The 14,854-nt window shown below is 35.6% G+C and carries 20 protein-coding genes; 8 read left to right on the top strand and 12 right to left on the bottom strand.

The genetic code is table 11. The annotated features are described in order from the left end of the window. From WFK35_RS12545 to guaB, 3 genes are all read left to right on the top strand, one after another. Window positions 1-229, top strand: a 229-nt coding sequence (locus WFK35_RS12545) for a GIN domain-containing protein (RefSeq protein WP_336732876.1), incomplete at its 5' end; no start/stop codon positions are given. 25 nt (window positions 230-254) lie between these two features. Further along, the gene (locus tag WFK35_RS12540; RefSeq protein WP_336732875.1) at window positions 255-761 is read left to right on the top strand and encodes a DUF4252 domain-containing protein; all 507 of its coding nucleotides are present in this window, start codon (window positions 255-257) and stop codon (window positions 759-761) included. A 166-nt stretch (window positions 762-927) separates the two neighbouring features. Continuing rightward, the gene (gene guaB / locus WFK35_RS12535; protein WP_336732874.1) at window positions 928-2,388 is read left to right on the top strand and encodes an IMP dehydrogenase; all 1,461 of its coding nucleotides are present in this window, start codon (window positions 928-930) and stop codon (window positions 2,386-2,388) included. 56 nt (window positions 2,389-2,444) lie between these two features. Here guaB and WFK35_RS12530 read toward each other — a convergent pair whose 3' ends face one another. The 5 genes from WFK35_RS12530 to WFK35_RS12510 form a co-directional block, all read right to left on the bottom strand. Next, entirely contained in the window at window positions 2,445-2,642 is a 198-nt protein-coding gene (locus WFK35_RS12530; RefSeq protein ID WP_336732873.1) for a KTSC domain-containing protein, read from the bottom strand. Between the two features lie 60 nt (window positions 2,643-2,702). Next, window positions 2,703-2,885, bottom strand: a complete 183-nt coding sequence (locus tag WFK35_RS12525) for a bacteriocin-like protein (protein WP_214587463.1) — start codon at window positions 2,883-2,885, stop codon at window positions 2,703-2,705. A gap of 144 nt (window positions 2,886-3,029) precedes the next feature. After that, window positions 3,030-3,728 carry a T9SS type A sorting domain-containing protein gene (locus tag WFK35_RS12520; RefSeq protein WP_214587462.1) on the bottom strand — a complete coding sequence of 233 codons (699 nt, stop codon included), beginning with the start codon at window positions 3,726-3,728 and terminating at the stop codon, window positions 3,030-3,032. Window positions 3,729-3,737: 9 nt separating this feature from the next. Then, window positions 3,738-4,331 (bottom strand): phage tail protein, encoded by a 594-nt coding sequence (locus WFK35_RS12515; RefSeq protein ID WP_214587461.1) that lies wholly within the window; start codon window positions 4,329-4,331, stop codon window positions 3,738-3,740. Between the two features lie 123 nt (window positions 4,332-4,454). Next, window positions 4,455-5,525 carry a DUF4407 domain-containing protein gene (locus tag WFK35_RS12510; RefSeq protein ID WP_336732872.1) on the bottom strand — a complete coding sequence of 357 codons (1,071 nt, stop codon included), beginning with the start codon at window positions 5,523-5,525 and terminating at the stop codon, window positions 4,455-4,457. A gap of 168 nt (window positions 5,526-5,693) precedes the next feature. Here WFK35_RS12510 and WFK35_RS12505 point away from each other — a divergent pair, with 168 nt between their 5' ends. After that, window positions 5,694-6,104, top strand: coding sequence for a hypothetical protein (locus WFK35_RS12505; RefSeq protein ID WP_336732871.1), 411 nt, complete (start codon window positions 5,694-5,696; stop codon window positions 6,102-6,104). Window positions 6,105-6,146: 42 nt separating this feature from the next. Here WFK35_RS12505 and ruvC read toward each other — a convergent pair whose 3' ends face one another. Together ruvC and WFK35_RS12495 are read right to left on the bottom strand one after the other, a co-directional pair. Next, a complete protein-coding gene (gene ruvC / locus WFK35_RS12500) occupies window positions 6,147-6,701 on the bottom strand; it encodes a crossover junction endodeoxyribonuclease RuvC (RefSeq protein ID WP_336732870.1) in 555 nt (184 codons plus the stop codon). 55 nt (window positions 6,702-6,756) lie between these two features. Further along, window positions 6,757-7,284: a 2'-5' RNA ligase family protein gene (locus tag WFK35_RS12495; protein ID WP_336732869.1), complete on the bottom strand. Its 528-nt coding sequence runs from the start codon at window positions 7,282-7,284 to the stop codon at window positions 6,757-6,759. Between the two features lie 82 nt (window positions 7,285-7,366). Here WFK35_RS12495 and WFK35_RS12490 point away from each other — a divergent pair, with 82 nt between their 5' ends. The 3 genes from WFK35_RS12490 to WFK35_RS12480 are packed head-to-tail and all read left to right on the top strand — an operon-like array spanning window position 7,367 to window position 9,039. Then, complete coding sequence (locus WFK35_RS12490; protein ID WP_273074600.1) at window positions 7,367-7,690, top strand: PadR family transcriptional regulator; 324 nt, start codon at window positions 7,367-7,369, stop codon at window positions 7,688-7,690. Beyond that, entirely contained in the window at window positions 7,687-8,304 is a 618-nt protein-coding gene (locus tag WFK35_RS12485) for a hypothetical protein (protein ID WP_336732868.1), read from the top strand. Before WFK35_RS12490 ends, WFK35_RS12485 begins: the two co-directional genes overlap by 4 nt. A 9-nt stretch (window positions 8,305-8,313) precedes the next feature. Next, window positions 8,314-9,039, top strand: coding sequence for a hypothetical protein (locus WFK35_RS12480; RefSeq protein WP_336732867.1), 726 nt, complete (start codon window positions 8,314-8,316; stop codon window positions 9,037-9,039). Between the two features lies 1 nt (window position 9,040). Here the strand turns inward: WFK35_RS12480 and WFK35_RS12475 are convergent, their stop codons facing one another. From WFK35_RS12475 to WFK35_RS12465, 3 genes are read right to left on the bottom strand one after another with little or no spacing between them, the layout of a single operon-like run. Beyond that, complete coding sequence (locus tag WFK35_RS12475) at window positions 9,041-10,189, bottom strand: serine hydrolase domain-containing protein (RefSeq protein WP_336732866.1); 1,149 nt, start codon at window positions 10,187-10,189, stop codon at window positions 9,041-9,043. A 60-nt stretch (window positions 10,190-10,249) separates the two neighbouring features. After that, the gene (locus WFK35_RS12470) at window positions 10,250-11,146 is read right to left on the bottom strand and encodes a hypothetical protein (RefSeq protein WP_336732865.1); all 897 of its coding nucleotides are present in this window, start codon (window positions 11,144-11,146) and stop codon (window positions 10,250-10,252) included. 35 nt (window positions 11,147-11,181) lie between these two features. Then, entirely contained in the window at window positions 11,182-11,889 is a 708-nt protein-coding gene (locus WFK35_RS12465; RefSeq protein ID WP_336732864.1) for a diphthine--ammonia ligase, read from the bottom strand. A 208-nt stretch (window positions 11,890-12,097) separates the two neighbouring features. Here WFK35_RS12465 and WFK35_RS12460 point away from each other — a divergent pair, with 208 nt between their 5' ends. Continuing rightward, window positions 12,098-12,850 carry a hypothetical protein gene (locus tag WFK35_RS12460; protein ID WP_336732863.1) on the top strand — a complete coding sequence of 251 codons (753 nt, stop codon included), beginning with the start codon at window positions 12,098-12,100 and terminating at the stop codon, window positions 12,848-12,850. 55 nt (window positions 12,851-12,905) lie between these two features. Here the strand turns inward: WFK35_RS12460 and WFK35_RS12455 are convergent, their stop codons facing one another. After that, window positions 12,906-14,030: a polysaccharide deacetylase family protein gene (locus tag WFK35_RS12455; RefSeq protein WP_336732862.1), complete on the bottom strand. Its 1,125-nt coding sequence runs from the start codon at window positions 14,028-14,030 to the stop codon at window positions 12,906-12,908. Continuing rightward, window positions 14,030-14,854 (bottom strand): tetratricopeptide repeat protein (locus WFK35_RS12450; protein WP_336732861.1); only part of this gene is annotated, 825 nt, incomplete at its 5' end. The genes WFK35_RS12455 and WFK35_RS12450, both read right to left, overlap by 1 nt.

Here is a 14,854-nt window from a genome sequence, read left to right as displayed (position 1 = left end):
CGGAACAGCAACTTTCGATATCAGTAGCGGTGCAGTTTGTAAAGGTGAAGATTTTCAGGCAAAGCAGGTGGAAGCAGAATCTACTTCAGGATCCAGCCTTTCTGTAAACGTTACCGATAAATTAAAAGCGAAGGCTTCATCAGGCGGAACCATCCGATACAGAGGAAATCCGGAAATTACTTCAGACATCAGCAAAATGTCAGGAGGAAGTTTAAAATCCATCAACTAAAAATTTAATTTAAATCCGAATTACCATGAAAATAGTAAAAAAACTTATTCTTGTTGCCTGTGCGATGTTCATGTTACAATCCTGTATAGTTTCTTCGGGAACCGGTAAAATGGCTTACTTTTCAGATTCCGGAAACGATTTTAAAGGAGCAAAATTTACTACCATTAATGTTCCGATGTTTTTAGCAAAACCCGTGATTAAAAAAGCTTTAAGAGAAGATGGTGAAGATAACGAAGAGGTAATCCGTCTGATTAGAAAAGTTTCAAAAATTAAAGTTTTGACTGTTGAAAACGGAGACAAATCGATGCTGAATGATTTTGCAAAGTATTTAAACAACAATAATTATGAAGAATGGGCAACCATAAAACATAATGGAGAAAATGTGAATATCCGCGTGAAACAGAAAGATGATGTTATTAAAAATATGCTGATTACTGTAAATTCAGACAAAGAGCTTGTTTTTTTAGATGTTCGCGGAAATTTTACAGCCAATGATATTTCAAAAATGATTGCTTCGGCATCCGATAACTAGCATTTCATATTCATATTATATACCCAAATTGTCTTTGTACAAAAAAACGTTTCATAAAAAGAAACGTTTTTTTTGATTTAATGTATTGATTATTAAGTTTTATTTAAACTATTAAAATCGATTTTCGTATTTCGGTAAAATACCTTAATTTTGCAAGAAAGTAAAGATGTCTATTCATAACAAAATTGTAGAGACAGCCATCACTTTCGATGACGTTCTTCTAGTCCCTTCTTATTCAGAAGTTTTACCTAATCAGGTTTCATTAAAATCAAGACTTACCGACAAAATTACGCTTAATGTTCCGATTGTTTCCGCTGCAATGGATACTGTTACAGAAGCTGAACTGGCAATTGCACTGGCAAGAGTCGGAGGTTTAGGATTTATTCATAAAAACATGACGATCGCTGAACAGGCTGCACAGGTTAATCGTGTAAAGCGTTCGGAAAACGGAATGATTTCAGATCCTGTTACCCTTTCAAAAGATCATACTTTGGCTCAGGCTAAAGAAACAATGGCGAAATATAAAATCTCCGGACTTCCTGTTGTAGACGCCGAAAATACTTTAATCGGGATCATCACCAACAGAGACGTAAAATATCAGGAAAATCTTGAAATGAAGGTGGAAGAGATCATGACGAAAGAAAAGCTGATTACTTCTGATAAAAATACCAATCTGGAGAAAGCGAAAGAGATCCTTCTTAAAAACAGAGTGGAAAAGCTTCCGATCGTAGATGCTGAAAATAAACTGGTAGGATTAATTACCATTAAAGATATTGACAATCAGTTAGAATATCCAAATGCTAACAAAGATCAGAGCGGAAGATTAATCGTTGGAGCAGGAGTTGGAGTAGGAGAAGATACACTGGATAGAATTGAAGCACTTGTAAAAGCAGGCGTTGATATCATTGGTATTGATTCTGCTCACGGACATTCCATCGGAGTTTTAAATAAAATTAAAGAAATAAGACAGGCATATCCTGATCTGGATATCGTTGGAGGAAATATAGTAACGGCTGAAGCAGCTAAAGATCTCATTGAAGCCGGAGCAAATGTTCTGAAAGTAGGAGTTGGTCCCGGTTCAATCTGTACAACGAGAGTGGTTGCAGGAGTAGGAGTTCCTCAGTTATCCGCAATTTACAATGTTTATGAATATGCGAAAACGAAGAATGTAGCTGTAATTGCAGACGGTGGAATCAAGCTTTCTGGAGATATCGTAAAAGCGATTGCAAGTGGAGCAGGAGCCGTAATGTTAGGTTCACTTTTGGCAGGAACGGATGAAGCTCCGGGTGAAGAAATAATTTTTCAGGGTAGAAAATTCAAGACTTATCAGGGTATGGGAAGTCTTTCTGCGATGAAGAGAGGAGGAAAGGAGAGATATTTCCAGAGTGAGGCTAAGAAATTCGTTCCGGAAGGAATCGAAGGAAGAGTTCCAAGCAAAGGATCTTTGGAAGAAGTGATTTTCCAGTTAACAGGAGGTCTGAGAGCCGGAATGGGATATTGTGGTGCTAAAGATATTGAAGCGTTACAAAACGATACCAAGATGGTAATGATTACAGGAAGCGGATTAAAAGAATCTCATCCGCACGATGTAATTATTACGCAGGAAGCCCCGAATTACTCTTTATAATAAAGTAATAAGCAAAAAATAATATTAAGGCTATCTCAATTCTGTTGAGGTAGCTTTTATTTTATCTTTTTAAAACTGAATTTTGGATTGATTACGTAGTTCAGAAACCGACCTTTTGATTGAACGGAACGAAATCTCTCGAATATATCAGCAGGAACTTCAAGATAATCATAAACGGAACCTGACTGATAGATAATTCTTAAGATTTCAGTTTCAGGAAAGTAAACGTAATTATGAATAACAGAAGATGGCATATTAATTTTATTGTGTAATTAATAAAAAAGCCACTGCAATAGCAATGGCTTCCAATCTTATTAGAACGGAGAGACAATACAAGATCCCGGTGGAAGATCAGCAATTCTTCTGCATCCTCCAGGTCCGCAACAAAAAATTGTTGCATCACCGCATCCGAAGTTTTCCTGATTGGCATCACACATTTTGAATCCTCCTTTAATGCTTTTTAAGCTTTGTCTTGAAATTTTTTTAAGATTTTTCATAATAGATTGATTTTGATTTGTATTCGGCTCAAATATATAAAAAATATCTTCTTATTCTTTAAAAATCTAGAAATTGTGAATTATTTATTTTTAATAAAAAAACCTCCGCTTTTGGCGAAGGCTCAATAATTTTAAGGGTAAAATTTATTTCTTTACAAACTTAAATTCGTGAGTCTGAAAGTTTTTAGTATTGATCTTCAGAAGATAGATTCCTGCACTCAGTTCAGAAACATTTACTTTCTCATTAAATTCTTCAGATTTCACAATTTGTCCTGCCATATTGTAGATCTGGACAGATTTGCCATCTTTTATACCGGAAATTCTGATAATTTCTGCAACCGGATTAGGAAAGATCTGAATGGCAGAAGCACCGTTTCTCACATCAGAAGTTGCAAGAGATGTACTGTGCAGATCACCCGTCATTGTTGCATTGGAAGTCGTAAGATTTCCTCCGCAGGCTCCGTTTGTAACGGCTGTATTTTCAACCCAGGTTCCAAAAGTAATCGCTGGTGGATTAGATACAAAGTTATTGTTTCCTGTAGAATTATAATAGATCAGATTCGGATTTGTGAATGTCCCGTTTCCCTCATCTGCAAGAAATTCCCATCTTGATAGTGCATTATTCCACTGAATTTTAAATTCGCAGGTTCCCAATCCTCCGCAATCCTGATCTCCTGTTACCGGAGTGGTAATATAAATTCCTTTATTATAAGCATCAAGACCGGTTTTTGTAAAAACAAAAGTATTACTGGCATCAAACAAAGTATGGCAGCCATTAAAGGTAATTGTCTGCGCAAAAACCGAACTTCCTAAAGCAAGGCATAATAGGTAAAAAGTTTTCATGCTGATATTTTAGAATTGGGTAGGGAAAATACCTTGTAGAGCAATAATACACTTCAAAGTCACAAAAGGTGGTCTGTTTTCGTGTGGTTGTCCTCCTCCTGTCTGATTAATCATGGTAGACTTCATAGTAGTGTTTGCGCTTGCATCAGAATATTCTTTGTCCAGCGTTTTTGTGTCTGCAGGAAGATTATTCGTAGGAGAATTTTGGTTTCCGTCTGCCGTTACAGCATTTACTGTGTGTGAGTGAGGCGGCATTTGTGTCACCTGAAGTGTTACAGATTCTGTTCCTCCGCTTTGTCCCATCGTGTAGTTGGTAGGTCCTCCGGGAGCCTGTCCTTCGTGTACCAAAACTCTTCCTCTCATATCAGGTAATGCGAATGTAGTAGTCCCGTTACCTCCGTAAGTTGTTCCCAAAAGAGCAAACAGAGCCTGATTTTGCGAAATCGATAAAAGTTGTCCGTTACAGGCAGCCCAGTTTTTCGGAACGAAATTGTAAGGTACGAATGCGATTTGTCCTAAGAAAGGTTCTGTAGCCTGTGCTTTTAGAATAGAAGTAGATGCAATGCTCAATAGCAGGGTGCATCCGAATACAAGTTTCTTCATGATGAATAGATTAGTTTTAATTAGGTTCTGTAAAGGTAGATATTATTCTACATATTTTTATTATATTAATAAAAAACCTTTCAGAACTTGCTGAAAGGTTTCGTTTTTAATAATAGTAACGGGTTATTTTTGAAGATTGTCCTTAAAATCGTCGATCCTGAAATCTGCTAACGCATTGCCTTTTTCCACTTTTTCCTTAGCGTACAGCCTGAAATCGTTTTCTGTTTTTTCTAAAAGATAATCGTAAGGTCCGACATGGGAAATTAATTTAACCAAAACCGGAGAAATTTCAAGACAGATGAAAAGCCCCATAATGAACGTGGCAGCGAGACCAATGATGGCAGAGTTTTTTCCCAGTTCGTCCAAAGCCTGAAGTCTTGCCGCAAACCCGTTGAATTTATCTTCAAAGGTTTCTGTGGATTTTCTTTCGGTTTCCAGATTGGTGTACACTTTAGAAATTTCTTTATCTAAATATTCCAGTCTTGGAGCAGCCTGTTTCTGGTAATTTTCCAGATCCTGCCTTCTCTGTTCTTTCAGTTCCTGTTTGCGTTTTGCATTAGGACCGAAGCCTTCTTTTCCGCTGGTTAATCCTGACTGTTTTCCTAAAATTTCTTTTTCGAGCTCTACAGAAGCGGAATCATACGATTTTTGATAGCTGGCGATTTTATCGGAAATTTGTTTCTTTTCAGTTTCGAAAGGTCCGCTTTGCTGAAGAATTCTTCCGTTCATTTCGCCCTGAAGCTGTTTTTTATTTCTCTGAATAATCGTATTCAGTTGTTTGTTTACCTCCTTTTCAAAAATTTTAAGTTCCAGAGGTTTTGAGATGATAATTCCTAAAAAAGTTGCAAGAATTAATCTTGGAATTGCCATTAACATCTGATTCCACCATGTTCCTGTTTTTTTGATGGAAGAAACAATGTATCGATCCAGATTAAAGATCATCAATCCCCATAAAACACCGAAGCCAATCGCTGTCCAAATGTCATCAAACACTGTATACATAGCATATCCTGCGGAAAGCGTTGCAAATACAGCCGTAAAAAGTACAATTCCTCCGATTCCCGCAAATTTGTTCCATTCGCTAGGTGTTTTTCTCAGAATATGAATGTTTCCTCCGGAGCAGACCATCAGAAACTTTTGGAACCAATTTATCTTATGATTCACCTGATTTATAGTTTGTTGGTTATTTTTCATGATAGAAAATTTATACAAATGTACTACTAAAAATCATACCAATGTAAAAGATAGTATTATGTTTTACCAAGTATATTTAGTTTTTGATTTAATTATATGTAAATCAATTGTTTAAAATCATTAAATATAAATTTCTTATCTTTATGTATAATCACTAAATATCTTAATATGAAAAATGTAATCTGCCTTTCTCTGGCATTGGCTTTGTTTGCACTTACTTCCTGTACAAAAGAAAAATCAATAGATGATGATCTGAAAGAAGTCGCAGCAAATATTAACAAAACAACGCCTCAGAATCTTGCTGATGGAGTTCGTCTCGACAGCGTTTCTGTACAGCCCGGAAAAATTTTTAAGTACAATTACACACTTACCGATGATGTAAAAGAGAGTGTAACTCCTCAAGAAATCGAAAGTTTCAAAGTCAATGCGAAAGAGGGAGCTCTGAAAGTCATAAAAACATCACCGGACATTAAAGAATTCAGGGATAATGATGTAACGATGGTATATATGTATTACGATAAGAACGGAAAACCCACCGCAGATTTCAAAATTACTCCAGAAGAATATAAATCAAAATAAGCAAAACAGTCACTCACAAAAACTACTTATTTGTGCGTGATTTTATTTCAACCGATCCGGATTCTGTTTTAAAAAGCTTTCCCAACCAGTGTAAGATTTTGTATCGGCTATTGTTCCAGAATTGAAGTGATGACAAACCGCCACAGCAAGACCATCGGAAGCATCGAGATATTTTGTAGGGAATTCCTTCAGATTTAAAAGATTTTGCAGCATTCCTGCAACCTGCTCTTTACTGGCATTTCCGTTTCCTGTGATCGCCATTTTTATTTTTTTCGGAGAATATTCTGTAATCGGGATATTTCTGTGAAGACTTGCTGCCATCGCAACGCCTTGTGCGCGACCTAGTTTCAGCATACTCTGAACATTTTTTCCGTAGAAAGGAGCTTCCAGGGCAACTTCATCAGGATGAAATTCGTCAATCAGCGATAAAGTTTTATCAAAAATATATTTAAGTTTGGTTTCATGGTTCGGATACTTTTTCAGCAATAATTCATGGATGGAAATCATTTCCATTTTTCCTTTTTTTATGGAAATAATCCCAAAACCCATTACGGTTGTTCCCGGGTCGATTCCTAAAATAATCTTCTCTGCAATCATTGCTTCAAAGATATGAACTTTCAGACTTTTAAGGATAAATTTTTTGAATCAGATTTTACAGCAGTTCCAGTTTCTTTTCTGCAACAGGAATCCAGTTTTCATCATGGCGAAGCAAAAGAATTTCATCAACTAAAAATTTAGTTTTGTATTCTTTGTCTTGATATTTCTCCCATGCTTTCAGATAATTTTCCCATGTCAGATTTCTGTAACCTACTGTTATGTGTGGATGAAAGGAATATTGCATGAAGTTGAATACTTCGTTCACACGAAGATAGAGATCATTGAGTTGTTCATTGGTTTCTGGTTTCACAAAAACCACAGGATTTTTAGGATGGGCAAAGCTTCCGAAACCATTCAGTTCAATTTCAAAAGGAGAAACAGCAGTATTAATCTTCTGAAACGCTTGCAGAATGTCATTTTCTGAAGTGATTTCTCTGGAAAAAGGCGGAAACAAAGTAATGTGCGCTTCATTTTTCAGAGCTTTGGAATTGTCAAAATTTAATGCAAAGTCCTGTTTGAAGATTTTAACCTCTTCGATAATATTTTGTGGCGGATAGATGGCGATGAAGTACATCTTTTTCATTCATTGAAATTAAGAATTTTAAAATTAATTGTGATACATAAGAAAATTATGTATAGATTTGCTAGATATAAAAGATGAGATATTGAAAAAGAACAGTCTTTATAAAGGAACCCTTCAAAACATTATCCTGAAACTTCTTGCCAAGGAAGTGAAAATGTATGGTTACCAGATTACACAGCGTGCAAAAGAGCTTACACAGGGTGAGCTTGAAATGACGGAAGGTGCGCTGTATCCGCTTCTGCATAAGCTTGAGGCGGAAGGAATGATTTTATCTGAAATCCAGAAGATCAACGGAAGAGACCGGAAATATTATCTCCTGACCGAAAAAGGGAAAAAACAGCAGACAGAACAGGAAGCAGAAATGAAAAATTATTTGTTTAACCTCAATACGATTTTTAATATATGATAACCAAAGAACAGGAACATCAAATAGAATTATATTTAAATTCAAAAAAGCTGACTGCCCAGATTTTAGCTGAAGTGAAAGATCATTTTATTTCTCAGATCAGTCATCTGATGCTGTTTGAAAGCTTAAGTTTTTCCGAAGCTTTTCTGAAAGTTAAAGTCAGTTGGAAGAATGAGTTGGAAATGGTAAACGCAGATTTTCTTTCGTTCAAAAAAATAGCCAGAATCGAAAGAGTTATTTTACAGCAGAGGTTTAGAAAGATTGCCGTTCTTTCTTTCATTCTTGCAACAGCAGCAACATGCATGATGTTTTTAAATACGGATGTTTTTTTTACAGTTCAGATTCTATTATTGGGGAGCTTAGCAATTCTTTTGGCATATAGTTTCATTACTAAAAAGATGAAATTTTCCAATTATATCGCCATGAGCTTTCATCCTTTACTGCTTAGAAATCTATTTTTCGGAGTGCTGATATTTGCTTTTGGATCTTTTATAACATCGGAAAACTGGAAAATAATGGATATGAATGTTTCAAAATTTCTATCGGTGTATTCTTTGGCGGTTCAGCTTCAGTTATTGTATTTCAACTCAAAGAAAATTAATGTTTTGATTTAAATTTTTAAAATGATGACTAAAGAACAGGAACAGGAGATTACAGATTATCTGATGCTTCATAGGCTTCCTCTGGATATTTTGCTGGAAGTGAAAGATCATATGATTTCTCAGGTTACAGCTATTCAGACAGAAGAAAATTTAAATTTTCAGACAGCTTTTCATAAAACCCAGAAATTGTGGGAAAGCGAATTTAAAATGACGAAATATTCTGTTTTCTACAGTGAAGAAATTCCGGTTATTGTAAAAAAAATAGCGAAAGCCAGATACAATAATATTCTTAAACGATCATTGTTATTGGGATTGATTTCTTTTGCTGTCAATATTCTTTTGATTTTTTTAGCCAATAATGAGGAAGTTTACAGTACTCTTTTCAAAATACAAAATGGATTGTTCGTTCTGTTTACTTTTGGAGTCTGGTTTTTTAATCGTAAAATATGGAAATATGTAAAACAGGATTTTAAATACAGAGGCAGACTTTTTTATTCTATGTATCAGCAAAATACTGGCTTGTTGGTTGTTTCTATGACTTCAATGGCACAGATCATTTCCAAGAAAGGTATTTATCCGTATCTGTTTTTCAGAACTAACGATCACAGCGAAATTATTTTTGTTCTGGCAACTTTAGTTCTTCCTTACTGTATACAGGTAATGATTATTTTCGGTGTTGTGAATTTTTTCGAACATAAAAAATCATTAGAAAAAATGAAAGAGTTCCTGAATCTTTCTGCTGAATAATCTACATTTTCATTGCATTTCCTTTTGATGAATTCATCTCCGAAATGGTACTTTCCAAAGCATCTGTAATTTTTTTGATCTCAACATGAGGTTTAAAAGTAAATCCTTTTCCCAGTTCCTCATCGGCGATATTGGAAAGAATAATAACCGAAGTTTTTGTTTCCGGATAAAAAATATTTAATGAAGGAGAACCTTTAATGTAACCGCTGTGAAAAAATGCCAACGGTTTCCCGATGTTGCTCATAATTCCGTAGCCGTAACCCATTTTCCCGAAAATCGCATGATGTCTTTCTGCGCTTTTAGATTCAAACTTTTTCAGTGTTTCAGGACGGAGGATTTTTCCGTTGTATAAAGCAGTGTTCCAGACATGAAGATCATTAATGGTGGATAAAATTCCGCCTGCAGGAACTCCGATATCTTTACTGGCGAGTCTTTTCGGCATATTCTGGATTTTTTCGAAATTTTTTCGGTTGCCTAAATAAGCTCCCGCAAAGTTTTCGCCTTCAAAAGAAGTCGCAGTTGAAGAGTGATTCATTCCGGCTTTTTTGAATAAACCCAGAATATTTTCGTCATACGATTTACCTGAAACTTTCTCCACAATTTTTCCCAATGTATTAAAACCGTCATTGGAATAAAAAAAATCTGTTCCGCTTTTAAACTGGAGCTTTCCGCCTAAAGTATTCAGTCCCGAAGTATGATTCAGAAGCTGATGAATGGTAATATTTTCGTAATTTTTGTTTTGAAACTCCTTTAAATAAGTTGAAACTTTATCGTCTACATTCAGTTTTCCCTGTTCCATCTGAAGCAGAATTAAAGCAGCGGTAAATTGCTTGCTTACAGAACCGATGGCAAAAACAGTACTGTCATTAATCTTTAGCTGATCTTTGAAATCTGCAAAACCTTGATTTTTTCTGTACAACTCGACAGAATCTTTAAAAACAGCGACACTTCCGTTAAACTGATATTTTTTGAAAACAGAATCGATCTGGTTTTTCAGAAGACTTTTTTCGAAAGCAATCATGGTGCTGTCTGCAATTGCTTGTCGGTCAGTTGTTTTTGCAGAGGGGATGAATTTTATCTCCTTTTCACATGAAATTAGACCGATAAAAAGAAAAGCAGAAAGAGTAGAAAAGAGAAAATTTTTAATCATTTATTGTTTTTCTTTTGGGAAGCAATTTTTATGCCTTGTGAAGAAAAATTACAGAAATAATTATTTTACAAAAACAATAAAAATATCTTTTACCAGATCACTTTCTGTAAAAAATTTAGTAAAAGGTTTTGGAATGTAATAAATGGAGTATTTGCTGCTGTACAAAGAATAGCTTTTGTTGAAAAGTTTATAATCCAATCGCTTTCCGTGCAGAAAAATGACAGAATTTTCTTCTGCATAAGGCGGTCCGAAACTTACTTCACCTAATTCTTTATAAATTCCGTTATCCGGAAGTTTTATGACGGACTTTTGTGTGATTTCATTTCTGCTGAAAACTTTCAGTTTTTGATCGAAATTATAAGAAAAAGGGCTGAATTCCAAAAGATAATTCTCTTCCTGAGCTAACTCCTGAGGAATTTCCAGTGAGTAAAAACCATCTTCGTTAGTTTCGGTGGAATATACTTTATTAATGGTGATTAAATTTACATACGCCTTTACGGGTTTGCCTTCTTCGCTGGTTACAATTCTTCCGGAGGCTGTTAATTTTTCGCCACCTTTTGTGTTTTTTCTTTGAATTTTTTCTGCGGATAAATTTTTTCCGGAAAGGATGACCTGAGTTTTTGAAACATCTTTGGTCTGCGCAGGAAGCGTATTCATTACGCTTGCTGTTAAAGCGATTCCTGCTGCAACTTTTGTAAAAGTATTTTTTCTGTAGGAAGTGTGTTCAGGAATTGAAAAAGTTTCTTCCCGTTTTTGCTCAGGCTCTTTGTTAATGAGTATTCCGCAGAACTTTTTGCCATGATTTTGCTCTGCGATATCTGAAATCTCAGAATGAGTAAGCTTGGTAAGATCGTATACTTTTTTCGAACACAAATCGCAGAATTTTCCTTCCGGAATGATATGCATGTTCTTCAAAGATTCTTCACAGGGCTTTTCAATTCTAAGATAAGGTCTCATTGTTTAGTTTAAACAAAAACGGAAAAACGCCGGAATTATTTTAAAATCAAATCACAAAACCAGAAAATGTATTCTCCAGTCTCTGTTTCGTCAGATTTCGGTTTCGGATATGTTTTTTTAACAATTTCTCCGATCTCGAATTCAACAGGATTTTTAAAAAGAGGTCCGTCAAAAGTAAAAGTGTGAAATTCTCCGTTTTCTCCGCAGGGATCTATGTTTTCCGGTAAATCTTTAATGAAAAATTCATCAATCATCCTTCCTGCAAAACTTTTGTCGAGATAAGTCTCATTCACACAGGTAACAATCGTTTTGAAACCCAGATCTAAAAATTCGTGGATGAGGTTAGTGGTATTGATTTTCCACAATGGAAAAACAGCTTCCATGCCGATCGATTGCAGTTGCTCTTCTCTGTATTTTTTTAAATCTTCCAGAAAAATATCTCCGAAAATAGAATGCGTAACGCCTTGAGATTGTATTTCCGTCATGGTTTTTCCCATGATCTCTCGATATTCTTCCATAGAAGGTTCTTTGGGAAGTTCCATTTTAATTAAAGAAAAGCCTAAACTTTCTGCCTGTTTTTCCAGTAACGAAACATGAACGCCGTGCATGGAAATTCTCTGATATTCTTTATTAACGCTTGTCAGCAAAGAAATAACATCAAATTTTTCTTCTTTTAAAGTTTTATACAGAGCTAAGGCAGAGTCTTTTCCGCTGCTCCAGTTAAAGATGGCTTTCGGTTTCATTGTTGAGGTAATATTTTTCAAAAATAATCAGATTGATTCAAAATTCACTTGCCATTTTTATATTTATTGGATTTGTTATTTTTCGTCAAGTATTGTTTTATTTTAATTAAAAATTAATAAAAATTCATATATAATTTTATTTTAGTCAGTTATAAGAATTTATGGTGTTTAATAATGTTATATATTTGCAGTTGCTAATTTTTGTGCCGTGAAAAAGTTTTTTTTATTTCTATCGATTGTATTTCTGAGTCGGGCGAATGCTCAGAATGTGGGAATCAATTCGCTTACACCGCAAATGACTCTGGATGTAAATGGTGTGGCTTCTACCGTTACCAAAGCAGACGGAATGAGAGCGCCCAGAATAACGTTGGCTCAGCTGAATGCAAAGACAGGGTATAACTCCAATCATGTAGGCGCTTTACTTTATGTTACAGATATTACAGGAGGTTCCACGGTATCTGCTACAGCACAGATCGCGACGGTTGGATATTACTATTTTGATGGTTCCGCATGGCAATCTGTAGTTGCTAAAACAGGAACAGCGGTTTTTATTGCTTCACTGGGAAGCGGAAATGGTTCTGCAACAGCGGCTAGTATCAATTCCGGTGGTTTTACCACGGTTCCTCTTTCAACCGTAACTAAAAATGTAGGCGGTGGAATCTGGAGTCCTGCAACCAGCACGTATACTGTTCCAAGTTCGGGAACATATCTCATCAAATCGAGTATCAGACTTGTAGATGGAAGCCCAATTAGAAATGTGTTTCAGGCGGTGCATACTGATAATTCAGATATTCCGGAGGGAATCTGGAATACCAACTCGGGAAACCGCTGGACAATGCTTTATACAAGAATTGCCTATTTTAACAAAAACGATCAGTTAAGACTTTATATGTATTCTGACGGAGCAGTAGCTAATATTTCTGACGCTTCGTTAAATATTGTTTTGCTAAGCCAGAACTAAGGTTCTTTTGAAATATAGTAAAACCCCTCATAAAATTTCTGTGAGGGGTTTGTTGTTACTTTATTTCTTCAGGTGTTAGCCATTTAACGGGACAATCCTTAAAATATTCATTAATCGCAGGAACTGCAATTTCAGCTTTAGGATGAACATCGTGAAACAAGATAATTCCCTTTCTCCATAAAAGCATCAGCGTAATAACTCTTGAAGAGACCTCTTGTGAAGATATTTTTTCACTCCAGTCCTGCGAATCGATATTCCACAAAAGAACAGGCTGCTTGTTTTTTAATAAATATTGTATCATCTCTTTGCTTCTTTGTCCATAAGGGGGACGAAAATAAAACGTCTTATGATTAAAATCAAAAACATCTTTAATCATACCGTTGCTTTCGTCAATCTGTAATTTCCAGTCGGGAAGATACTGATGCGATTTATGAACCATACTGTGAGAGCCGATCCAGTTTTCTCCGTACATAGATGAAACACTGTTTTTGCCGTTTGCGGCAATTCTCTGTTGTAACTTATCTCCCGATAAAAAGAAAATGCCTGTTAAGTTTTGCTCTTTTAAAACGTGAATCAACTGATCTGTATGACCGTTTTTTGGAGTCGGACCATCATCGAACGTGAGAAGATAATTTTTGTCATTTAATTCAAAACCATTTTTCTCGCTTGGATCTAATGTGTTGATTTCGCTTGTCCTTTTATTGGATTTTGCAGCCAGCCGCAGGCACTCTAAAATATATGTTTTATAAAAACTTTTAGAATTCTGATACCAGTTTTTTAGATTTTCAGGTAATCCGCCTGAAAGCTTTTTTGTTACCAAAACCAGTTCCTGATAAGTGGGATTTGTCTTTACAGAAACTACCTCTGAAAGCGCATTTGCGTCTAAGCTTTTAAAATTTTGAACCAGATGATCCTGAGTCTGTTTTTTCCAGATTTTTACCCCTTCGGAAGTTCCGTCTTTTACGGCTAAAGTTTTGAATAATTCCGTTTCGTTGGAAGCATTAATTTCGGCGAATGTTTCCAGAAACACCAACATTTCCATTTTGGAAGCAACATCAAAATCTTTACTGCTTTTCATGGGTAATTTCCAAAGATCACGATTGGCGGTCGCAATGCTGGATGGACCTTGTGAGAAGATAAAATCTGAAACCAAAATGAACAATAAAAGTAATTTTTTCATTATCTCATTTTTGATTTTACTCTCAGAATAGCTTTATCGTAGACCGGATTTTCCTTATTCTCTTTCGCTAAACCATAATAATAAAGGGCTTCAGAAAATTGTCCGCTGTTTTCGTAAATTTTCGCAATATTATAATAAGAATTTGCTTTAATCGTATTGTCGGTTGCAAATTTAATGGCTTCACGATTTGCCCAGATCGCTTCTGCGTTTCTTCCGATTTTGCTGAATGCAAGTCCGAGATTACTGTAGATCTGCCCATCGAAAGGATTATATTCCAACGCTTGTTGATAAGAATTAACCGCCTGTTCTATTCTGCCGGAATGATAAAAATTTTCGCCCTGTTTATTGATGTCGAACGCTGTCTGTCTGTAGTTTTCGGTGATAGAATTACTTGGTGTTGAAGAATACCGGTAGTTGCTTAATAAGCTTCTCACGCCTTCCCATGAAGCCGAATTTTCAAAATTATTGATATCAATAATGTTTCCGGATTCATCAATCATAAAAACAACCCAAACTGTCCCTTTTTTATATTTTGGCACATCATAACTTTTAATCAGGGTATTTCCTATATAAACATAAACTTTTGCATTGCTTATATTGGAAAGGTTATCATTATCCACTCTGTTTTTATCGGAGTAATCATGAACCGCATAAATATATTTCTGGTTTTGAGCTCTTTTTTCAATCGTAATAGTTTCAGGACCAAAACTGTCTGTATCGTCTACATCAAGATTGGCGTTGGTTCCTTCTTTGTGATAATAGCAAATATGATTGTTCGGATAGGAAAGATGCGAATCCAGATCAGAAGGAGATTTTCCCCAGCT

The sequence above is a fragment of the Chryseobacterium sp. VD8 genome (genome assembly GCF_037149975.1).
Lineage (GTDB): Bacteria > Bacteroidota > Bacteroidia > Flavobacteriales > Weeksellaceae > Chryseobacterium > Chryseobacterium indicum.
The sequence above is the reverse complement of the archived record's forward strand: the minus strand, read 5'-3'. Positions and strand labels throughout refer to the sequence as shown.